Here is a 21287-nt window from a genome sequence, read left to right as displayed (position 1 = left end):
CAATCCTTTCTTTTCAGTGGTTTTCCCACCGGTCACATTCGGGGCAACCGTACCGTGAAAACGGCGGAAGCCCGCCGGGCACCGGGTACATCGAGCCGGTTAATTTCGATCGTTCGACAGGTGCCCGATGTCACGGGAAGGGATCAGGGGCCCGGAGCGTTGTACCGATGCGTGACCTCCTTGCCTGACATCCCGCTGTCCGTGCTCGACCTCTCGCCCGTCGTGGCCGGAAAGGGCGTGGGCGACTCGCTGCGGAACACCCTCGACCTCGCCCGCCGGACCGAAGCGCTCGGCTACCACCGGTACTGGCTCGCCGAGCACCACAACATGCCCGGCATCGCGAGTTCCGCGACCGCCGTGATGATCGGCCAGGTCGCCGCCGCCACCGAACGCATCCGAGTCGGCTCCGGCGGGGTCATGCTGCCGAACCACGCGCCGCTGGTGGTCGCGGAACAGTTCGGCACCCTGGAGGCGTTCCACCCCGGCCGGATCGACCTCGGCATCGGCCGCGCCCCCGGTACCGACCAGCGGACCGCACTGGCGCTGCGCGGCCCCGGCGGGCTCACCGCGGAGAACTTCCCGCAGCAGTTCGCGGAACTGCTGGCCTACTTCGAGCACTCCGACCAGCGCGCGGTCAACGCCGTGACCGCCGAGGGCAACAAGCCACCGGTGTGGCTGCTCGGTTCGAGCGGCTTCAGCGCGCGGATGGCGGGCGAACTGGGGCTGCCGTTCTCCTTCGCGCACCACTTCAGCGCCGAGAACACGCTTCCCGCCGTCGCGCTCTACCGCGACTCTTTCAAGCCGTCGGACGTCCTGGACGAGCCATACGTGATGCTCGGCGTCTCCGTGGTGGCCGCCGAGACCGACGAACGGGCCCAGTACCTGGCCGCGCCCAGCGGGCTGACGTTCCTCAGCCTGCGCAAGGGCCGCCCCATCCCGCTGCCGACGCCGGAAGAAGCCGCGGCCTACCCGTACACCGACATCGAGCGCGTGTTCATCGAGGACCGGGCTTCGAGCAGCGTCATCGGCTCGCCCGAGACAGTCCACAAGGGACTCGAGACGCTGCTGGCCGACACCGGCGCGAACGAACTGATGATCACGACCATGGTGCACGACCAGGCGGACCGGGTCCGCTCCTATGAACTGGTGTCCGAACTGGCGCGCTGACTCTCGCTCGCTTGACGTACATGATGGCCCCCTTCCTTGCGCCTATCGCAAGGAAGGGGGCCTTCATGTACTGGGCAAGGCGTGAAGGTCGAGTTACCTCGGCTGAGCCGCGTGAAGGGGGCCTTCACGCGCAGCCGCTGTGACTGCTGGTGCCTGTGGGACGAATGTGGCGATTGCCGATTCCGCGAAGGACTCCTTGAGGGACTCTGGGTCTCTCAAGGAGTCCTTCACGGAATCGGCCTGCGAAGACCACGGCCCGAATCGCCACTCACGACCTGACGCATGTCATGAAAGGGCCGTTCAGGACGAAAAACGTCCTGAACGGCCCTTTCATGACACTCGCCCCCTCGACCGCCGCAGCCTCCAGGGCGGTCGCCGTCCACTCGAGGACCGATCGAGACTCCAAGCGGGTGACCGCCCCGCCACTCACCCACCCTCGCGCGCCGAACGGCCCGCCGCGCGAACGAACACGAAAGAACGGACAAGATCCACGTCCGCCTTTGTCACAAAGGGACAAGAATTCACCGGTTACCAGGACGTGACGTCTTGATCGGACCGAAGTTCTTGTCACCAAGCAGGCTCGTCATTAGCGTACCGACCAGTAGCAAACAGCACGGTAACACCCCGTTGATCCTATTCAACGATTCCGTTCCGCCATTCGGAGCAAAGGAATTGCGCAACCTGGGGTGTATTCGCCGTGCCCGGAAAACTGGAGGGTCGGCGTGGGCGTCCGGACTGGCGCACCCTCATTCCCCGGCGCGGGTGCGATCCGGGAGACGGGCAGGCTCTACTCGCTCGGCCTCGACGTCGTCCGCCTGACCTTCCGGCGGCCGTTCCAGGCCCGTGAGCTGATCCAGCAGTTCTGGTTCATCGCGAGCGTGTCGATCCTGCCGACGGCGCTGGTCGCGATCCCGTTCGGCGCGGTGATCGCGCTGCACATCGGTTCGCTGACCGCGCAGATCGGCGCGCAGTCCTTCACCGGCGCGGCCAGTGTGCTGGCGATCATCCAGCAGGCGAGCCCGATCGTGACGGCGCTGCTGATCGCGGGCGCCGGCGGTTCGGCGATGTGCGCGGACCTCGGGTCCCGCACGATCCGCGAGGAGATCGACGCGATGGAGGTGCTCGGGGTCTCCCCGATCCAGCGCCTGATCGTGCCCCGCGTGCTCGCCGCGATGGGAGTCGCCGCATTCCTGAACGGAATGGTCAGCGTGGTCGGCGTCCTCGGCGGCTATTTCTTCAACGTCATCATGCAGAACGGGACACCGGGTGCTTATCTGGCCAGTTTCTCCGCTCTCGCGCAGCTGCCGGACCTCTGGATCAGCGAGATCAAAGCGGTCATCTTCGGTTTCGTCGCGGCGATCGTCGCCTCTTATCGCGGGCTCAATCCGAAAGGCGGCCCGAAAGGCGTCGGTGACGCGGTGAATCAATCCGTGGTGATCACGTTCCTGCTCCTGTTCCTGTTGAACCTCGTGCTGACGACGCTTTACCTGCAGCTCGTCCCGGCGAAGGGCAGCTGATGGTCACGACGACACCGCCCCCCACAAGCACCCGAACGACGCGAGTCCGCGAAGCCGTCGATCGCCGGTTCGGTTTCCTGGACACGCTCGGCGACCAGATCCTCTTCTTCCTCAAGGCGCTGGCCTGGGTACCGCGCGCGGTACGCCGCTATCTCCGCGAGATCACCCGCCTGCTGGCGGAGGTCAGCTTCGGCAGCGGCGCGCTCGCGGTCATCGGCGGCACGATCGGCGTGATGATCGGGATGACCGTGTTCACCGGCACGGTCGTCGGGCTCCAGGGCTATTCGGCGCTCAACCAGGTCGGCACGTCGGCGTTCGCCGGGTTCGTCTCCGCGTACTTCAACACCCGCGAGATCGCGCCGCTCGTCGCCGGGCTCGCGCTTTCGGCCACCGTCGGCTGCGGGTTCACCGCGCAACTGGGCGCGATGCGGATCTCCGAGGAGATCGACGCGCTCGAAGTGATGGGCATCCCCAGCGTCCCGTACCTGGTGACCACCCGGATCATCGCGGGCTTCCTCGCGGTCATCCCGCTGTACGCGATCGGATTGCTGACCTCGTATCTCGCGTCGCGCCAGATCACCGTCTGGTTCTACGGGCAGTCCGCGGGCACCTACGACCACTACTTCCTGCTGTTCCTGCCACCCGGCGACGTGCTCTGGTCGTTCCTCAAGGTGCTGGTCTTCAGTGTCGTGATCGTGCTCGCCCACTGTTACTACGGTTTCCGCGCGAGCGGCGGGCCGGCGGGGGTCGGGGTGGCCGTCGGCCGCGGCGTGCGGACCGCGATCGTGGCGGTCAGCGTGCTGGACTTCTTCCTCAGCCTCGCGATCTGGGGCGCGACCACGACGGTGCAGGTGGCCGGATGAGCCGGCGCGGGCTGCGCAAAGCCGGGGTCAGGACGGCGGGGGTGCTGTTCCTCGTGGTGATGTCCGCCCTCGTGCTGCTGTCGGTCAAGATCTACCGGAAGGACTTCGTCACGTCCGTCCCGGTGACCCTGCAGGCGGACCGGGTCGGCAACCAGTTGCGCGCGGGCGGGCAGGTCAAGGCGCGCGGCGTGGTGGTCGGCGAGATCCGCGACGTCCGCGCGACGCCGTCGGGCGCGGAGATCGACCTGGCCATGGAGCCCGGCAAGGTCTCCCAGCTGCCGCGGAACGTGTCCGCGCTGCTCGTGCCGAAGACCCTGTTCGGCGAGCGATACGTGCAACTGTCCATTCCGGACGGATCCACGGCGCCGCCGCTGGCTTCGGGCGACGTGATCGGCCAGGACCGGTCGGCCAACGCGATCGAACTGGAGCGGGTCTTCGACAACCTGCTGCCGCTGCTCAAAGCGGTGCAGCCGCAGAAGCTCGCCACGACGCTGACCACGGTCGCCACCGCGCTGGAGGGCCGCGGCGAGCGGATCGGCGACACCCTCGCCACCGCGGCGGACTACCTCCAGAAGTTCAACCCGAACCTCCCGGCGCTGAACGACAACATCCGCGACCTCGCGACGGTTTCGCAGCTGTACGGCGACATCGCCCCGGATCTGCTCGACGCCCTGAGCGCTTCGGCCGTCACCCTCGACACGGTCAAGGAGAAGCGCGCCGAACTGGCGACGGTGTACCAGCAGGTGACGTCGTCCTCTCAGCAGGTCACGACGTTCCTGGCCAACAACCGCGCCAACATCATCGCGCTCGCCGCCGACAGCCGGGCACCGCTCGAAGTCGCCGCGAAGTACTCGCCGAGTTTCGCCTGCACGATCGACGCGCTGGCCAAGCTGAAGCCCCAGATGGACAAGGTGCTGGGCAAGGGCACCGACGAACCCGGCCTGCACGCGGAGATCACCATCTCCCAGCCGCGTGGCAAATACGTCCCGGGCAAGGACGATCCGGTCTACAACGCCACCGGTGAACCCCGCTGCTACCCGTCGAACGGCCTGATGAGCCAGGGAATCGCCGCGACCGGCGAGAAGACCGCCGCGCTCCCCGGCGTTCAGGGCGACCTCGGCCTGGCGAACTCGCCGCAGGAACGGGAACTGATCTCGACACTGGTCGCCCCGTCGGCGGGCGTCCCGGCGAGCCAGGTGCCCGCCTGGGGCAGCGTGCTCGTCGGCCCGCTCTACCGGGGCACGGAGGTGACCCTGCGATGAGGAACTTCGTGAGCCCGCTGATCAAGGGGCTGATCTTCGTCGTCATCACGACACTGGCGACGGTCCTGCTCGCGGTGTCCATCACCAACACCGGCCTCGGCGACACCAAGACCTACAGCGCCAAGTTCCTCGACGCGACGTCACTGAACGTCGGCGACGACGTCCGGATCTCCGGGGTGCGGGTCGGCCAGATCGAGGAACTGGAGATCGCCGACCACAGCCTGGCGCGGGTCAGGTTCTCCCTCGACTCCCAGCGCAGGCTGCCCGCCGACGTCAACGCGGTGATCAAGTACCGCAACATGGTCGGCCAGCGCTACATCGCCCTCGAACGCGGCAAGGGCACCCGCGAACTCCTGGAGCCGGGCGCGGAGATCCCGCTGGAGCGCACGACTCCCGCGCTGGACCTGACAGAACTGTTCAACGGCTTCAAACCGCTGTTCCAGGCGTTGTCGCCCAAGGACGTCAACCAGCTCTCCGGCGAGATCGTCCAGGTACTGCAGGGTGAGGGCGGCACGGTGGAAAGCCTGCTGGCGCACACCGGTTCCCTGACCACCACGCTCGCCGGCCGCGACAAGGTGATCGGCGACGTGATCACGAATCTGGACACGGTGCTGAAGACCATCAACGGCAAGGGCGACGCACTGTCCACTTTGGTCTCCACGCTGAAGGAACTGGTGTCCGGCCTCGCCGGTGACCGGGCCGAGATCGGGCAGGCCGTCTCCGGGCTCGCCGACCTCACCACCGCCACGGCCGGTCTGCTCGAACAGGGCAGGAAGCCGCTCAAGGACAGCATCGAGGGGCTCGGCCTGCTCTCCGGCGCGCTGACGACCGACCAGGGCAAGGCCGAGGTCGACCGGTTCCTCACCGTGCTCCCCGGGAAACTGAACGACCTGGGCCGGATCAGCTCGTACGGATCGTGGATGAACTTCTACCTGTGCTCGGCCGTCCTCCGCAGCGACCCGCCCCGCGGGGTCCCGGCGACGGCGGAGAGGTGCGCGTCGTGAAACCTTTCAAGGAGCGGAACCCGATCGTCGTCGGCGTGGTCGGCAGCGCCGTCGCGGCCGCGCTGCTGACCGCGACGCTCAACTACGAGAACCTCCCGGTCATCGGCTCCGGGACCACCTACCAGGCCGAGTTCTCCGAAGCGGCAGGCTTGCAGGCCGACGACGAGGTGCGGATCGCCGGGATCAAGGTCGGCGAGGTGAGCGACGTCCAGCTCGCCGAAGACCACGTGGTGGTGAGCTTCCGGGTCAAGGACGCCTGGGTCGGTGACAAGACCGCCGCCGAGATCAAGATCAAGACGCTGCTGGGCCGCAAGTTCCTGGCGCTGCGCCCGACCGGCGAGACGGTGCAGAACCCGAAGCAGGTCATCCCCCGCACCCGGACCGTGACGCCCTACGACGTCACCGAGGCGTTCAACGGGCTGGCCGACACCGCGGGCGCGATCGACACCGATCAGCTCGCCGAGAGCTTCACCACGCTGTCCGACACGTTCAAGAACTCGCCCGAGCACATCCGGAAAGCCCTCGAAGGGCTGACGTCGCTGTCGAAGACCGTGTCCTCCAGGGACAACGAACTCGCCAGCCTGCTGTCGAACGCGCACGGCCTCACCACGACTCTGGCGAACTCGAACGAGGACTTCGCCAAGCTCCTCTCGGACGGCAACCTGCTGCTGACCGAACTGGACAACCGGCGGCAGGCGATCCACGACCTGCTGACCGGCTCGCAGGACCTCGCCACCCAGCTTTCGGGACTGGTGCAGGACAACACGGAGCAGCTCGGCGGGGCGCTCAGCCAGCTCGGAGAGGTGACCGACATCCTGCAGCGGCAGAACGACAATCTCGCCAAGAGCCTCGACCTCGCCGCGCCGTACTTCCGCGTGGTGAACAACTCCCTCGGCAACGGGCGCTGGGTCGACAGCTACCTGTGCGGGCTGATCCCGGAGAACCGGGATCCGTGTACCCCGGTGATCCCCCGTGGAGGTGGCCGGTGATCAGCAGGTTCGTCACCCTCGCGCTCGTGCTCGCCCTGGCCGTCGTCGGCGGCCTCTGGTGGATCTTCTCCGGCAGCGGGCTCGACCGCGTCACGGTGTACTTCTCGCGCGCCGTCGGTGTCTACAGTGGATCGGACGTCCGGGTGCTCGGCGTCCGGGTCGGCCAGGTCGAGTCGGTGGCCCCGGAAGGCGAACAGGTCAAGGTCGTGCTGACCGTCGACGGCGCGACCCCGATCGCCACCGACACGAACGTCCTGGTCGTGGCGCCGAGCGTGGTCGCCGACCGGTACGTCCAGTTCACCAAGCTCACCCGCACCGGGAACCGGCTTAACGACGGCGCGGTGGTCCCGGTGGAGCGCACCGGCACGCCGGTGGAACTCGACCAGCTCTATTCCAGCCTCGACACCCTCGCCAAGGCGCTCGGCCCCCAGGGCGCGAACGCCGACGGCGCGTTGTCGGAACTGCTGCGCACCGGCGCGAAGAACCTGCAGGGCAACGGAAAGCCGTTCAACGAGTCGGTGCGCAACTTCGCCGACCTCGCCAGGACGCTGTCCGGGAACTCGCAGAACCTGTTCGCCACCGTCGACGAGCTCCAGCGGTTCACCTCGATGCTGGCGACCAACGACCGGAACGTCAGCGAGATCAACAAGCAGCTCGCCTCCGTGACCGGGACGCTGGCGCGGAACAAGGACGAACTCGCCCGTGCGCTCAACGGCCTCGGCGGTGCGCTCGCGCAGATCCAGCAGTTCATCCGGGACAACCGTGCGCTGATCAAGTCCAATGTGGACAAGCTCGCGGTGACCACCGGGACGCTGGCAGGCAAACGCGCCGCGCTGGCCGAGACCCTGGACACCATCCCGCTGGCGGTGACGAACGTGCTCGAAGCCGTCGACCCGAAGACCGGGAAGCTGCAGGGCCGCGGGTTCCTCGGCGACTACGCCCCGCTCCCGCTGCCGGTCGCCGGCGACACCTACACCGGGGGGCGCTGATGACCACGAAACGCACGATGGCGGTGCTCGCCGCCTGCTGCGTCGCGCTCACCGCCTGTTCCTCCGATTTCAAGGGCGTCTACGACCTGCCGCTGCCCGGCGGCGCGGACATCGGCGACCATCCGTACCGGGTCACCGTGCAGTTCGCCGACGTGCTCGACCTGGTCCCCCAGGCCGCGGTGAAGGTCGGCGACGTCCCGGTCGGCCGGGTCGAGACGATCAAGCTCGGCGAAGACGGCTGGACGGCCGAAACCGTCCTGGCGGTCAACGGCGACGTCCACCTGCCCGCCAACGCCATCGCACGGCTGCGGCAGTCCAGCCTGCTCGGCGAGAAGTTCATCGAACTCGCCCCGAGCGCGGCGAAGGCCGAGGGCAGGCTGGGCGACGGTGGGGTGATCCCCGTCGCGAGCACCAACCGCAACCCGGAGTTCGAGGAGATCTTCGGCGCGCTGTCCCTGCTGCTCAACGGCGGCGGGATCGGCCAGCTGCAGACCATCAACCGCGAGCTGTCGAAGGTGATGGACGGCAACGAGGAGGAGATCCGCTCCTTCCTGTCCACTGTGGAGCAACTGGTGTCCAACCTGGACTCGCACCGCTCCGAGATCACCTCGGCGCTCGACGGCCTCAACCGGCTCTCGACGACGCTGGCCAACCGGAAATCCCAGGTCGAAGGCGCGCTCACCGACCTCACCCCCGGCTTGAAGAGCCTTTCCGAGCAGCGCACCCAGCTCGTCTCGATGCTGCAGTCGCTCGACCGGCTCTCCGGGGTCGGCGTCGACGTGATCAAGAAGACCCGCGCCGACCTCGTCGCGGATCTCACCGCGCTCGCGCCGATCCTCAAGCGGCTGGCCGACGCCGGCGAAAGCCTGCCCAAGTCGCTGGAGATCCTGCCGACGTTCCCGTTCACCGACGCCGTCCGCGACGGGATCAAGGGCGACTATCTGAACGTCTACGCCTCGATGATCCCCGGGCCGGGCGTCAGCTTGCCTCCGCCGGGCGAAGGGGTCCCGCCGGGACTCCCGACCCTTCCGCTGCCGTCCTCCGGAGGTAGCTGATGCTCACCGTCCGTGTCCGGATCCAGGTGATCGCGTTCGTCATCATCGCGCTCGCGACGACGGCGTTCGTCGGGGCCAACTACGCGGGGCTCGGCCGTCTCTTCGGGGCGAGCGGGTATACCGTGAAGCTCGCGCTGACCGACGGCGGGGGCCTGTTCACCAACGGCGAGGTGACCTACCGCGGCGTCGCCGTCGGCCGGGTCGGCGAACTCCGGCTCACCGCCGGGGGCATGGAAGCGGATCTGCTCATCGACGACGACGCGCCGCCGATCCCCGCGAACTCGCGGGCGGTGGTGGCGAACCGGTCCGCCGTCGGCGAGCAGTTCGTCGACCTGCAGCCGAGGACCGGTGACGGGCCGTTCCTCGCCGAAGGTTCGGTCATCCCGCGCGAGGCGACGAGTGTCCCGCTGCCGGTGCAGCATCTGCTGACCGACCTGGACTCGCTGACCGCGTCGGTGCCGACCGAGGACCTGCGCGTCGTGGTCGACGAACTCGACAACGCCCTGCGCGGCTCCGGCGCGAACCTCCAGGTGCTGCTGGACTCCACCACCGACTTCACCAAGCAGGCCGCGAACCACCTGCCGCAGACGGAGAAACTGCTCACCGACGGCTCGACCGTGCTCAGGACCCAGGTCGACTCGTCGCAGGCATGGCGGCAGTTCAGCGACAACGCCAGGCAGTTCGCCCAGCAGCTGTCCAGTTCGGACGGTGACCTGCGCAGGCTGATCGCGACCGCGCCCGAAGCGGCCACCCAGCTCTCCGGGCTGCTGCGGGACAACGAGCCCGGCCTGCCGATCCTGCTGGCGAACCTGCTCACCACGTCGCACGTGTTCTCCGCGCGCACCGACGGCCTGCGGCAACTGCTGATCAACACCCCCAAGGCGGTCTCCGCGGTCGACGCGGCCATCGACGACGAGTCCGGGAAGATCGGCCTGGTCCTGAACTTCTTCGACCCGATGCCGTGCACCAAGGGCTACGAGGGCACGAGGATCCGCAGCAGCGCGGACCTCTCGGCGCTGCCGTTCAACACCAGTGCCGCTTGCACGCTCGAAAGGGGCAACCCGAGTTCGGTCCGCGGCTCGCAGAACGCGCCGAAGGGCGGCGTCCCGCCCGCCGCGATCCCCGGCGGTTTCGGCGCCGACGGCCAGCCGACGTCCACCAGCCTCGAGGAGATGTTGTGGCTGCGCAACTGAAGATCGCGATCGCCGTGCTCGCCGCGGCCTGCGCGTTCGCCGGCTGGGCCGGGTACACCTGGTTCACCGCGACGAGCTCCGAGACCGTGGCCTACGGCAACTCGCGTGACGAAGCGCTGAAGACCGGACGTGAGCTGGTCGCCCGGCTGACCAGTCTCGACCACCACCGCGTCGAGCAGGGCATCGCCGACTGGCTCGCCGCGTCGACCGGTCCGCTGCGCGATCAGCTGGGCAAGACCGACGACGCGACGAAGCAGACACTCACCAAGGACGGGACGGTCTCGACGGGCAAGGTGCTCGACGCGGCGATCAGCGAACTCGACGACCACGCGGGAACGGCCAAGATGCTGGCTTCGGTGGAGATCACGATGGCGAAAGAAGGCGCGGCGCCGACGACGAAACGCAACCGGTTCGCCGCCGGGCTGACCAGGACCGGCGAAGGCTGGAAGCTCAGCGCGCTCGACCAGCTCCCGGTGGGTGCGCGATGACCGCCGCTGCCGAGACCGACGCCGACGATGTCACCGAGACCGAAGCCGAGACCGAGGCCACGGCCGAACCCGTCGCCGAAGAGACCTCCGAACAGCCGTCCCGCCGGCCGAAGCTGCCACTGATCCTGCTGGTCGCGGCCGCCGTGCTGGTGGCGGCGGGCGGGTGGTTCACGCTGGAGGCGAGGTCGATCTCGGCCACGCCGTCGGCGGCCAACACCGCGCTCACCGACGTCGGCGCGACGGCCGAGGTGAACTCCGCGGTCACGGTGGCGCTCAACAAGATCTTCTCCTATTCCTACGACCGGACCGACGCCACCGAAAAGGCGGCGGCTTCGGCGCTGAGAGGCAAGGCGCTGGAGTCGTACAACAGCCTGTTCGCCCAGGTCCGGGAAAAGGCCCCGGCACAGAAACTCGTCCTCACGACCCGCGTCTCGTCATCCGCCGTCCAGGAACTCGGCGACGGTAAAGCACGACTGCTCGTATTCCTCGATCAAGCGGCGACGCGGGCCGACAACAATTCTTCGACGACGGCGGCCGCCCAGCTTTCGATCACCGCCGAACGCGAAGGCGACAATTGGGTCATCACCGATCTCGTCCCACGATGAGCACCGGCATTTCCCCCATTTCGTCCGCTTTGTAAAACAGGAGAGAAAACGAGGAGAATCCCATGTTCGGTCGAACGCGCCCGAAAACCGCCCGCCGCCGTCTCGGCACGGTCGTCGCGCTCACTTCCGCGCTCGCCGTGGCGGGCAGCCTCGCCGCGTCCCCCGCGCTCGCGGACGACCCGGTCGAGATCCCGGTGTCCTACACCGTCACCGGGAAGACCACGGTGAAGAAGACCGGCGGCACCCTCGACCTGGGCCCCGGCCAGCTCAACGGCGCCCTCGTCATCGACGGGGACAACGTCGGGATCCGCGGCGATCTCGCGTTACCCCCGTCCACGGCGAACATCTCGCTGGTCTCGGGTGTCTTCAAGATCAAGGCCCGCGTGCGGATCGAGCCGACCGGCCCGGTCACCGGCACACTGGCCAACGGCGATCTGACCACCCGTTCGCAGGCGAACATGCTGATCGACAACATCGTCGTCGGCCTGTTCTACCCGGTCATCCCGCTCCCGACGGTGCCGAACGCCTGCAAGACGGTCAAACCGCTCGACCTGACCCTGGTGTCGAAGAACGTCGACCTGTTCGCGGAGACCATCCCGTCGTCGGGCGTGTTCACGATCCCCGAGTTCAAGGACTGCTTCATCAACGACCTCGCACTGGGCGCGTTGATCTCCGGTCCGGGCAACACGATCAACCTGAGCATGAAGTCGAACCTGTCCTGACGCTCAAGTCCGTGAAGGACTCCTTGAGGGACTTGAATCCATGCAGTGGCGCGCAGCGTCTCCGCTGAGGGTGGCGGCGGGGGCATGGATGGACCTCAAGGAGTCCTTCACGGAGTCCTTCACGGAAGGTCAGCAGAAGTAGGGCGCGTTCGGGTCGACCAGCGCCACTCCGGTGCTGTCACCAGCGGAAACGGCGTACACCGGCGCGCAGACGCCGGAGAACTTCCAGAAGTCGGTCGGCGGTTCCGAGCTGGTGTCCCGGCTTTCCTGCTTCACGTTGCTGCCCCAGGCGAAAACACTCCCGTCGGACTTCAGCGCGACGTTGTGGTTGAAGCCGGCGTCGATGGCGACGACGCCGGACTGCGCCTCCGGCGGGACCGTGCCCTGGCCCGCGCCGTTGTCACCCCACGCGATGACTCCGCCGTTCTTCAGCGCGATGCTGTGCCGGAACCCGGCGGAGATCGCCGACACCCCGGACGTGGCCGCCGCGGGCACGGTGATCTGCCCTTTCCCGTTGCTGCCCCAGGCGACGACACCGCCGTTCTTGAGCGCGAGCCCGTGGTCGCCGCCCGCCGAGATCGCGGTGACCCCCGACGAGACCGTCGCCGGGACGGCGGTCCGCGAACCCCAGCTCAGCACGCTGCCGTTCGACTTGAGCGCCAGGTTGAAGTACGCGCTGGTGGAAATCGCCGTGACCCCCGAGGTCGCGGCGGCCGGGACGACGTTCTGGCCGTAGAAGCCGTTGCCCCAGGCGATCACGCCCCCGTTCTTGAGCGCCAGTTCGTGCGCCCAGCCCGCGGCGATCTCCGTGACCCCCGACGTCGCCGCCGCGGGCACGGTCGTCTGGCCGTAGTTGTTGTTGCCCCAGGCGATCACGCCGCCGTCCTTGAGGGCGAGATGCGAGAGCGCGCCGGCGGAGACCGCGCTCGCGCCGAGCGCCGCCGGGGGCACGTTCCCTTGCCCCTGCCCGTAGTCGTTGCTCCCCCACGGCCGCGCCTCACCGGTCGGCGCGGCGTATGCGGTACCGGAAAGGGAAACCGTGGCGATCATTACGGCTATCGTGCAACTCGTCACGCGCCGTGTCGCGGATCGTCGATCGAATGACACCATGCGCGAAATGTTAACCCGGCTCCGCCGATCGGCCGCGTCTTTGTCATCGCCGCACAAACTTCATAATCGCATTCAGCGCGCACTGACAAGAAAGAACGGGCCCCTCACCCACTCCGAAACATGTCGACATGAATCCTTGTTACGTACATAACTCGCGGGTAACCTCGGTTTACCCCACCACCGAGAAAGCCGCTCAAGTCGAGCATATTTGATCAGAAAAATCCGCCGAAAGGCGCATGGGGAAAGCCGCCCGAGACGTAAACTGGATCAAAGGAGATGACAGGTATGTCCCGCAGACTTGGCAAGTTGTCAGCCGGCGTCGCCACCACCGGAATCGTGATGGGCGCGGTCGCCGTGCTCACCGCCGGCACGGCCCTCGCCGCGACCACCTATGCCACCGGCACGGTCGCGTACATGTGCAACTTCCCCGGCATCGGCCAGCAGCAGCTGGACGTGAAGGCCCAGTTCGACGGCCCGACGTCGATCGCCTCGGGTGCCACCGCCACCCCGACGAACATCTCGGGGACGGCGACGATCAACGCCACCATCAACGCGCTGCTCAACGCCGCCAACTACGACGGCGTCCGCGGCAAGGCCAACATGCCGATCACCATCACCAACGCCACCCCGACGTCGGCGACGGTGACGAACCTGAACGTCCCGACGCAGATCAACCCGTACGTGCCCGGCCCCCGGACGTTCAACATCGTCCAGGACGCGGGCACCGGCGTCCCGACGTTCACCGCCGGCACCCCCGGCTCGGCGACCGCGTCGCTCGGCACCACGATCAACGCGCCGCTGGACTTCCACAAGAAGGACGGTTCCTGGACCACCTGGAACTTCAACTGCACCGTGAAGAACACCAACCCGGCGCAGAACCGCGCGTTCAGCCCGTCGATCACCATCACCTGATGAACACGCCGTGCGGGGCGGGGACGCCCGCCCCGCACGGGCTCCACACCGGACACGAGAGGAACCCGTATGACGCAGCAGGTTCGCCGGGCACTCGGGAGGTTTCCCGTTCTGGCGGGCGTCATCCTGCTCGCGGGCGTGAACGGCGCACTCGCCTCCTCGGCGGCGACCGATCCGACGACGACGCCGTCCCCGCCGCTTCAGGGCGCATCTCCCGCACGGCAGACCCTGAACAACACCTGTGTCTTCCCGGATCCCGTCGGTGAACGACCGGTCGTGACAGAGACCGCCGCCACCCTGCCGAAGGTCGTCCAAACCGGGAAACCGCTGCAGGTAAAGGACTTCTCGCTCACCTTCATCCTCACCGAGGGCTCGCTCGGCGGCACCCCCGAAGTTTCCGGCGGAGCGACAGTCGAGCTCACGGCCACGCGCGAAGACAAGAAGACCCCGGTCCCGGTCACCCTCACGATCCCGGCGACCAAGGTGCCCGCCACCGGCGAAGTGAAGCTGGTCGCGACGGGCAAGGTGCCCGACATCGCGATGACCGTCCCCGGCGAACTCCGGCTGTCCACCGGTGCCCCGGTCCTCGCGCTGACCTCGACCTCGGCCGAGACCCCGCTCAAGCCGATCACGTGTACCCAAAACCCGGGCCAGGACGCCACTCTGGGCAGTGTCGCTCTGGTGGCTATGGGTGACGCGAAACCGGACAGCGGCAAACCGGGCGATCGGAAACCCAGGCCCGGCACGGTCGCGACGAACGACGAACCGGACCCGAACGTCATCGTGTTCCCGCTGCAGCCCTTCGAAGTGCAAGGCACGTCGACGATCGCGAAACTCGGCGCGTTCGCCCGGCTCACGCAGGCGTTCATGTTCAACGCCTTCTGGATCGTCCCGCCGGATCCGCCGAGCAGCATCACCGGCACCACGATGATGCCCCCGAGCAAGGTGACGTTCCTCGGCTTCGGCTTCGTCCCGATCACCGCGACGATGGAACTGCTACCGCCGGACTTCCGGACCGGCAATCACATCATCGACGTCAACGGCACGGTGATCTCGGAACCGGACGGCTCATCGACGGTCACTACGCGACTCGAAGTCTTCGCGAAACTGAGCGGTGTCACCATCAACGGCGTCGCGCTCGACGTCGGCGACGACTGTCTCACCGCCAAGCCGCTCGTGCTCAACCTGCGCGGTGAGAAGTACGACATGTTCAACGGCGGTGTGCTGCGCACCGATCCGAACGCCGCGGATCCCGCCTACCGGGAGTTCACGCTGCCGAAGTTCTCCGGCTGCGGGGTGAAGGAAGATCTCGATTCGCTCCTGAGCGGAATGTCGTCGGGCCCGGGGAACCAGGCTTGCGTCGGCGTCAGCCAGGTCTCGCTCGACGGGTCGCCGGTACCACCGGAACGCAAGTGTCCCAACGTGGACCCGCCACCCGCGCGCCGCTGACAAGTGTCATGAAAGGGTCGTTCAGGACGTTTTCCGTCCTGAACGACCCTTTCATGACATCCGGGGATTACGACCCGCTCGGCGTCCACTGTGGACTCTTGCGCGGCGCCGGAAGGACCTCCGGCAGCGCGTAGCCCTCGGGCACCGACGCAGGGGCGGCACCGGCCCGCAGCGCGAGTTCCATCTCGAACCGCGCGCCCGGGTCGCGCAGATGCTCGCCGAAGGTCGCCTGCAGCTGCCGCATGCGGTACCGGACGGTCTGCGGGTGGACCTGGAGGCGCTCGGCGATGTCGACGACGTTGCCCTGGCTGTCGAGCCAGGCGCGCAGGGTTTCGAGCAGCCGTTCCCGCTGTTTCCCGGTCATCTCGGCGAGCGGGGCGAACAGGCGGTCGCGCAGCTGGCAGGTCAGCGCGGAGTCGGCGTTCACGAGCAGGGTGGCGAGGTGTTCCTCGGCCCGGATCACCCGGCGGGCCTGGATGATCCCGCGTTCGGAGAGGTGCAGGGCGTCCCGCGCCCAGCGCAGCGAATCGGCGACGGAGTCCAGCGGACGGCACGGGCCGATCGACAGCCGGTAGTCCGGGAGCGCGGCCTGCAGGGTGGCCAGGCGGGCGCCGGTGATCTCGCCGGGGACGAGCAGGAGCGGCTCAGCGCAGTCGAGTTCGGCCAGGACGTCCGAATCCACCGCGTTGTGCCGCCGGGGTCTGACGCTGTCGCCGATCGGATGCAGCACCACCGGCGTGGCGCGGTCGGGCACCGGCCAGCCGGTCAGCTGCGCGAGTTCCGCGATCGCCTTCGACGGCGCGGGCGGGGTCTCCAGCACCAGGTGCAGCAGTTTGCGGCGCCAGGTGTCCAGCGCCCCCGCGGTGCGCGCCTTCGCTTCGAGGTAGCCGTCCAGCGCGACGGACGCGAGTTCGTCCATGAACGCGAGCATCGCGTCGGCCAGTTGCGACATCACGGCGGACGAGAGCCCGCTGCGGCGGCCGACGCGCATGATGCGCCGCCAGGACACCCGCGCGCCGACCCGGTACGCCGACTGGAGCGTGTCGAGGCTGCGGCCTTCCCGCATTTCGTTCTGCCCCAGGCGGTGGTGGACCTCGTGCGACTGTTCCTTGGAGACGGTGGGATCCGCGATCTGGGCGACGAACAGGGTGATCGCGTACTCGACGCCGGCGCGGATCGACTTGCCGTAGGGCCCGTCGAGCGGGCGCGCGTACGCGGGGATGGTCGCCCGGATCTCGTCGACGATCTCGTTGGCGAGGCTGCCGAGTTCCGGTCGCAAAATGTCGGCGAGCTTGCGCGGCAGTGCCGCAGGGGGCTGCGCAGCGTGTTCGATCCCGCGCTCCACCGACATCGCAGCTCCTTTGCTCCGCCCAGCGTCCGGACATCCCACGATCATCGTGGGGTGACAACGAACACATCGCAAAGTCGCTCGTGAATGTGTCACCTTTCGCAGAAGAAACCGATTTCTTGTCACCGTTGTGACAAAATCACGGCTCAGTGCTGAATTTTGATGACAAGTGCCCGGCAAACGCCACGTGCCGTACGTACGAACGGCCGAAGGACCCTGTTTCGTGACGGAGTGTCACTGCTTTTCGGTGAGCAATTCACCGAGTACTTCCAGCACGGGCTCCAGCACGCGCACGTCGGTGCCGACGCATTCGGTGATCCCGGCGCCGACGACTTCGAAGCCGCTCAGCCCGCGAAGCATCGCCACCAGCCGCTCGATCGTCAAGCCACCGGGCTCCGGGCAGTTCAGCCCGCCGAACTCCCCCGGGTCGAGCACGTCGAGGTCGAGGTGGACGTACACCTTGTCCGCGCCGGCCAGCCCGGCGGCGACGTCGTCCGTTTCGACGGCCAGCCCACGATCGATCGCGGCCCGCTCGGCGTCGTCGAACGCCCTGGTCCCGGCCAGGACGACGCGACCGGGTTCGAGCCGCGGGTTCGCGGCGAAATCCGGGTCGCCCTCGCCGAGCAGCGACCGCAGCACCATGCCGTGGAACGCGCCCGAGGGCGACGTCTCCGCGGTGTTGAGGTCCGCGTGCGCGTCGAACCAGGCGACGCCGAGCCCCGGCCCGAAGCGGTAGCGCGCGACCCCGATCGGGATCAGCTCGACCCCGCAGTCCCCGCCGATGGTCAGCACCGGCCCGCCCGGCGCCTCCAGCGCGGCGAGCTGCGCGGCCCGGTTGGCGCCGGTGAGCACCTCGCGGTTGGCGACGCCGTCGACCGTGGGCGAGGTCTCGCGGGTCTGCCGGATGTGGTGCACCGGTACGCCCAGCACGTGACCGGCCAGTTCGGCGAGCGCGACACAGCCTTCGGGCATCTCCGGCGCGCGCTCGGTCAGCGCGCCCTGGAACTGGGGTACGGCGTTGATCAGCACCCGGTCCACGTTAGCGGCGGCCGCAAGTCCGTGAACCTGACCGCCACCGCCCAGGCGAAGTACATGAAGGCCCCCTTCCTTGCGCCTGGCGCAAGGAAGGGGGCCTTCATGTACTCATCGGGCCTGCGTCACTCCAGGACCAGAAGGAGGTCCCCGCCTTCCACCTGCTGGACGGCGTTGATCGCGCGCCGCGACACCTTGCCGCCGGACGACGCGGTGATCGACGCCTCCATCTTCATCGCCTCGATGGTCGCGACCGTCGCACCGGCCTCGACGACGTCGCCCTCGGACACCTGCAGCGTGACCACGCCCGCGAACGGCGCGGCGATCTGCTTCGGGTCGCCCTTGTCGGCCTTCTCCGTCGCCGGGATGTCCGACGCGATCGAGGTGTCGCGGACCTGGATCGGGCGCAGCTGGCCGTTGAGCGTGGACATCACCGTGCGCAGGCCGCGTTCGTCGGCCTCGCCGATGGCCTCCAGCTCGATCAGCAGCCGGACACCCTGTTCGAGGTCGACCGAGTACTCCTCGCCCGGGCGCAGCCCGTAGAAGAAGTCCTTGGACGGCAGGACCGAGGTGTCGCCGTACTGCTCACGGTGCGCCTCGAAGTCCTTCGTGGGACCGGGGAACAGCAGCCGGTTCAGGGTCTGGCGCCGGTTCTCCGCCAATCCCTTGTGGTCCTCTTCGGACAGTTCCTGCACCGGCTTCGGCTGCGCGCGGCCTTCGAGGGCCTTGGTGCGGAACGGCTCCGGCCAGCCGCCGGGCGGGTCGCCCAGTTCGCCGCGCAGGAAGCCGATCACCGAGTCGGGGATGTCGAACTTGTTCGGCTCCGCCTCGAAGTCCGCCGGCGAAACACCCGCGCCGACGAGGTGCAGCGCGAGGTCACCGACCACTTTGGACGAAGGCGTGACCTTCACCAGGTGGCCGAGGATCCGGTCCGCGGCCGCGTACATCGCCTCGATGTCCTCGAACCGCTCGCCGAGGCCGAGCGCGATCGCCTGCGTGCGCAGGTTCGACAGCTGGCCGCCGGGGATCTCGTGGTGGTAAACGCGTCCGGTCGGCGACGCGAGACCGGCCTCGAACGGCGCGTAGATCTTGCGCACGCTCTCCCAGTACGGCTCCAGGTCGCCGATGGCCTGCAGGTCCAGCCCGGTCGGTCGGTCCGAGTGGTCGGTGGCCGCGACGAGCGCCGAAAGCGACGGCTGCGACGTCGTGCCCGCCATGGACGCGACGGCACCGTCGACGGCGTCCGCCCCAGCCTGGATCGCGGCGAGGTACGTCGCCAGCTGGCCACCCGCGGTGTCGTGCGTGTGGATGTGCACCGGGAGGTCGAATTCCTTGCGCAGCGCGGAAACCAGCCGCACCGCCGCCGGCGCCCGCAGCAGGCCCGCCATGTCCTTGATGGCCAGGACGTGCGCCCCCGCGCCGACGATCTGCTCCGCCAGCTTGAGGTAGTAGTCCAGCGTGTACAGCTTCTCCGCCGGATCCGACAGGTCCGAGGTGTAGCAGAGCGCCACCTCGGCGACCGCCGAGCCGGTCTCGCGGACGGCCTCGATCGCCGGGCGCATCTGCTCGACGTCGTTGAGCGCGTCGAAGATCCGGAAGATGTCGATGCCGGTCGCCGTCGCCTCCTCGACGAAGGCGTGGGTCACCTCGGTGGGGTACGGCGTGTAGCCGACGGTGTTGCGGCCGCGCAGCAGCATCTGGAGACAGATGTTCGGCACCGCTTCCCGCAGCTTCGCCAGCCGCTCCCACGGGTCCTCCGCGAGGAACCGCAGGGCGACGTCGTAGGTCGCGCCGCCCCAGCATTCCAGCGAGAGCAGCTGCGGCGTGGTGCGCGCGACGACCGGCGCGACGGCCAGCAGGTCCTTCGTCCGCACGCGGGTGGCGAGCAGCGACTGGTGCGCGTCGCGGAAGGTGGTGTCGGTGACGCCGATGGTCGGCGACTCCCGCAGCCAGCGCGCGAAGCCCGCCGGGCCGAGTTCGGTGAGCTTCTGCTTCGAACCGGGCGCCGGTTCGAGATCCTTGGGCAGCTTCGGCAGTTTGACCTGCGGGTCGAGGGTGCGCGGACGCTCGCCGTGCGGCTTGTTGACCGTCTTGTCGGCGAGGTAGGTCAGCAGCCTGGTCCCGCGGTCGGCCGAGTGGCGCGCGGTGAGCAGATGCGGGCGTTCCTCGATGAACGACGTCGTGACGCGGCCTTCGCGGAAGTCCGGGTCGTCGAGGACGGCCTGCAGGAACGGGATGTTCGTGGCCACCCCGCGGATCCGGAACTCGGCGACCGCGCGGCGGGCGCGGCCGACGGCGGTCTTGAAGTCGCGGCCGCGGCAGCTGAGCTTCACCAGCAGCGAGTCGAAGTGCGCGCTGATCTCGGTGCCGGCGAACGCCGTCCCGCCGTCGAGGCGGATGCCGGAACCGCCGGGCGAGCGGTACGCGCTGATCATCCCGGTGTCCGGGCGGAAGCCGTTGGCGGGATCCTCGGTGGTGATGCGGCACTGCAGCGCGGCGCCGCGCAGGTACACCTTGTCCTGCGACAGGCCGAGGTCTTCCAGGGTCTCGCCGGAGGCGATGCGCAGCTGTGACTGGACGAGGTCGACGTCGGTGACCTCCTCGGTCACCGTGTGCTCGACCTGGATGCGCGGGTTCATCTCGATGAAGACGTGGTTGCCGTCCTTGTCGAGCAGGAACTCGACGGTGCCGGCGTTGCGGTAGCCGATCTGGCGGGCGAACTTCACCGCGTCGGCGCAGATCCGGTCCCGCAGTTCGGACGGCAGGTTCGGCGCCGGGGCCAGCTCGACGACCTTCTGGTGCCGCCGCTGGACCGAGCAGTCGCGCTCGTAGAGGTGGATCACGTTGCCTTCGCCGTCGGCGAGGATCTGGACCTCGATGTGGCGCGGCTCGACGACGGCCTTCTCGATGAACACCGTCGGGTCGCCGAAGGCCGACTCGGCCTCGCGCGCGGCGGCCTCGATGGACTCGCGCAGTTGCGCGGGCTCCAGGACGCGGCGCATACCGCGGCCGCCACCACCGGCGACGGCCTTGACGAAGACGGGGAAGCCGATCTCCTCGGCGGCGGCGATCAGCGCGTCGACGTCGGAGGACGGCTCGGAGGAGCCCAGCACGGGCACCCCGGCGTCACGCGCGGCCTTGACCGCGCGGGCCTTGTTCCCGGTCAGCTCCAGGATGTCCGCGCTCGGCCCGACGAAGGTGATGCCTTCGTCCTCGCACGCGCGCGCGAGGTCCGGGTTCTCGGAGAGGAAGCCGTAGCCGGGGTAGACGGCGTCGGCGCCCGCCTTCTTGGCGGCCGCCACGATCTCCTCGACCGACAGATAGGCCCGCACCGGATGACCGGGTTCGCCGATCTCATAGGCCTCGTCGGCCTTCAGCCGGTGGAGCGAATTGCGGTCTTCGTGCGGGAACACAGCCACCGTGCCCGCGCCGAGCTCGAATCCGGCGCGGAACGCGCGGATGGCGATCTCACCCCGGTTGGCGACCAGTACCTTGCGGAACATGCCGGTCCTTCCCATCATCGGATCGGTAGGTGAGGCACGTTACCTGCTCGCTCCCGCAGGACGGGAGTTGTTGCCCAGG

18 protein-coding genes are annotated in these 21287 nt (G+C 68.3%); 14 read left to right on the top strand and 4 right to left on the bottom strand.

The features are described from left to right. Nucleotides 1–171 precede the first annotated feature (171 nt). From IE302_RS32565 to IE302_RS32510, 12 genes are all read left to right on the top strand, one after another. Nucleotides 172–1167, top strand: coding sequence for an LLM class flavin-dependent oxidoreductase (locus tag IE302_RS32565; RefSeq protein WP_191258290.1), 996 nt, complete (start codon nt 172–174; stop codon nt 1165–1167). A 722-nt stretch (nt 1168–1889) separates the two neighbouring features. Continuing rightward, the gene (locus IE302_RS32560) at nt 1890–2684 is read left to right on the top strand and encodes an MlaE family ABC transporter permease (protein ID WP_016336400.1); all 795 of its coding nucleotides are present in this window, start codon (nt 1890–1892) and stop codon (nt 2682–2684) included. Continuing rightward, nucleotides 2684–3547, top strand: a complete 864-nt coding sequence (locus tag IE302_RS32555; RefSeq protein WP_191258289.1) for an MlaE family ABC transporter permease — start codon at nt 2684–2686, stop codon at nt 3545–3547. Before IE302_RS32560 ends, IE302_RS32555 begins: the two co-directional genes overlap by 1 nt. Next, nucleotides 3544–4809: an MCE family protein gene (locus tag IE302_RS32550; RefSeq protein ID WP_191258288.1), complete on the top strand. Its 1266-nt coding sequence runs from the start codon at nt 3544–3546 to the stop codon at nt 4807–4809. The genes IE302_RS32555 and IE302_RS32550 overlap by 4 nt, the downstream gene beginning before the upstream one ends. After that, on the top strand, nt 4806–5813 hold the full coding sequence (locus IE302_RS32545) for an MCE family protein (RefSeq protein WP_191258287.1): 1008 nt from the start codon (nt 4806–4808) through the stop codon (nt 5811–5813). Before IE302_RS32550 ends, IE302_RS32545 begins: the two co-directional genes overlap by 4 nt. Next, nucleotides 5810–6802, top strand: coding sequence for an MCE family protein (locus IE302_RS32540; RefSeq protein ID WP_191258286.1), 993 nt, complete (start codon nt 5810–5812; stop codon nt 6800–6802). Before IE302_RS32545 ends, IE302_RS32540 begins: the two co-directional genes overlap by 4 nt. Further along, nucleotides 6799–7791, top strand: coding sequence for an MCE family protein (locus IE302_RS32535; protein WP_191258285.1), 993 nt, complete (start codon nt 6799–6801; stop codon nt 7789–7791). The genes IE302_RS32540 and IE302_RS32535 overlap by 4 nt, the downstream gene beginning before the upstream one ends. Further along, nucleotides 7791–8846 carry an MCE family protein gene (locus tag IE302_RS32530; protein WP_191258284.1) on the top strand — a complete coding sequence of 352 codons (1056 nt, stop codon included), beginning with the start codon at nt 7791–7793 and terminating at the stop codon, nt 8844–8846. Before IE302_RS32535 ends, IE302_RS32530 begins: the two co-directional genes overlap by 1 nt. Beyond that, nucleotides 8846–10039, top strand: a complete 1194-nt coding sequence (locus tag IE302_RS32525; RefSeq protein WP_191258283.1) for an MCE family protein — start codon at nt 8846–8848, stop codon at nt 10037–10039. Before IE302_RS32530 ends, IE302_RS32525 begins: the two co-directional genes overlap by 1 nt. Next, entirely contained in the window at nt 10024–10527 is a 504-nt protein-coding gene (locus IE302_RS32520; RefSeq protein WP_191258282.1) for an Rv1363c family protein, read from the top strand. Before IE302_RS32525 ends, IE302_RS32520 begins: the two co-directional genes overlap by 16 nt. Then, the gene (locus IE302_RS32515; RefSeq protein WP_191258281.1) at nt 10524–11132 is read left to right on the top strand and encodes a hypothetical protein; all 609 of its coding nucleotides are present in this window, start codon (nt 10524–10526) and stop codon (nt 11130–11132) included. The genes IE302_RS32520 and IE302_RS32515 overlap by 4 nt, the downstream gene beginning before the upstream one ends. Before the next feature lie 62 nt (nt 11133–11194). Next, nucleotides 11195–11854 (top strand): hypothetical protein, encoded by a 660-nt coding sequence (locus IE302_RS32510; RefSeq protein ID WP_191258280.1) that lies wholly within the window; start codon nt 11195–11197, stop codon nt 11852–11854. 129 nt (nt 11855–11983) lie between these two features. Here the strand turns inward: IE302_RS32510 and IE302_RS32505 are convergent, their stop codons facing one another. Next, entirely contained in the window at nt 11984–12904 is a 921-nt protein-coding gene (locus IE302_RS32505) for an RCC1 domain-containing protein (RefSeq protein ID WP_191258279.1), read from the bottom strand. Nucleotides 12905–13249: 345 nt separating this feature from the next. Here IE302_RS32505 and IE302_RS32500 point away from each other — a divergent pair, with 345 nt between their 5' ends. Further along, nucleotides 13250–13876, top strand: coding sequence for a DUF6801 domain-containing protein (locus tag IE302_RS32500; RefSeq protein ID WP_191258278.1), 627 nt, complete (start codon nt 13250–13252; stop codon nt 13874–13876). Between the two features lie 69 nt (nt 13877–13945). Further along, nucleotides 13946–15325 (top strand): DUF6801 domain-containing protein, encoded by a 1380-nt coding sequence (locus IE302_RS32495; RefSeq protein ID WP_191258277.1) that lies wholly within the window; start codon nt 13946–13948, stop codon nt 15323–15325. 67 nt (nt 15326–15392) lie between these two features. Here the strand turns inward: IE302_RS32495 and IE302_RS32490 are convergent, their stop codons facing one another. The 3 genes from IE302_RS32490 to IE302_RS32480 form a co-directional block, all read right to left on the bottom strand. Then, nucleotides 15393–16676, bottom strand: coding sequence for a PucR family transcriptional regulator (locus tag IE302_RS32490; RefSeq protein ID WP_191258276.1), 1284 nt, complete (start codon nt 16674–16676; stop codon nt 15393–15395). Nucleotides 16677–16907: 231 nt separating this feature from the next. Beyond that, nucleotides 16908–17702, bottom strand: a complete 795-nt coding sequence (locus IE302_RS32485; protein ID WP_191258275.1) for an arginase family protein — start codon at nt 17700–17702, stop codon at nt 16908–16910. A 128-nt stretch (nt 17703–17830) separates the two neighbouring features. Continuing rightward, entirely contained in the window at nt 17831–21208 is a 3378-nt protein-coding gene (locus IE302_RS32480) for a pyruvate carboxylase (protein ID WP_191258274.1), read from the bottom strand. Between the last annotated feature and the right edge of the window lie 79 nt (nt 21209–21287).

The sequence above is a fragment of the Amycolatopsis oliviviridis genome (genome assembly GCF_014654365.1).
Lineage (GTDB): Bacteria > Actinomycetota > Actinomycetes > Mycobacteriales > Pseudonocardiaceae > Amycolatopsis > Amycolatopsis oliviviridis.
This window is presented reverse-complemented; position numbering and strand designations above follow the sequence as displayed.

What these genes read in the sequence shown, in the direction of transcription:
- IE302_RS32525 (WP_191258283.1), top strand. Translation starts at nt 8,846, where the DNA reads ATGCTCACCGTCCGTGTCCGGATCCAGGTGATCGCGTTCGTCATCATC.
- IE302_RS32480 (WP_191258274.1), bottom strand. Translation starts at nt 21,208, where the DNA reads ATGTTCCGCAAGGTACTGGTCGCCAACCGGGGTGAGATCGCCATCCGC.
- IE302_RS32505 (WP_191258279.1), bottom strand. Translation starts at nt 12,904, where the DNA reads ATGATCGCCACGGTTTCCCTTTCCGGTACCGCATACGCCGCGCCGACC.
- IE302_RS32555 (WP_191258289.1), top strand. Translation starts at nt 2,684, where the DNA reads ATGGTCACGACGACACCGCCCCCCACAAGCACCCGAACGACGCGAGTC.
- IE302_RS32500 (WP_191258278.1), top strand. Translation starts at nt 13,250, where the DNA reads ATGTCCCGCAGACTTGGCAAGTTGTCAGCCGGCGTCGCCACCACCGGA.
- IE302_RS32510 (WP_191258280.1), top strand. Translation starts at nt 11,195, where the DNA reads ATGTTCGGTCGAACGCGCCCGAAAACCGCCCGCCGCCGTCTCGGCACG.
- IE302_RS32490 (WP_191258276.1), bottom strand. Translation starts at nt 16,676, where the DNA reads ATGTCGGTGGAGCGCGGGATCGAACACGCTGCGCAGCCCCCTGCGGCA.
- IE302_RS32550 (WP_191258288.1), top strand. Translation starts at nt 3,544, where the DNA reads ATGAGCCGGCGCGGGCTGCGCAAAGCCGGGGTCAGGACGGCGGGGGTG.
- IE302_RS32545 (WP_191258287.1), top strand. Translation starts at nt 4,806, where the DNA reads ATGAGGAACTTCGTGAGCCCGCTGATCAAGGGGCTGATCTTCGTCGTC.
- IE302_RS32530 (WP_191258284.1), top strand. Translation starts at nt 7,791, where the DNA reads ATGACCACGAAACGCACGATGGCGGTGCTCGCCGCCTGCTGCGTCGCG.
- IE302_RS32515 (WP_191258281.1), top strand. Translation starts at nt 10,524, where the DNA reads ATGACCGCCGCTGCCGAGACCGACGCCGACGATGTCACCGAGACCGAA.
- IE302_RS32495 (WP_191258277.1), top strand. Translation starts at nt 13,946, where the DNA reads ATGACGCAGCAGGTTCGCCGGGCACTCGGGAGGTTTCCCGTTCTGGCG.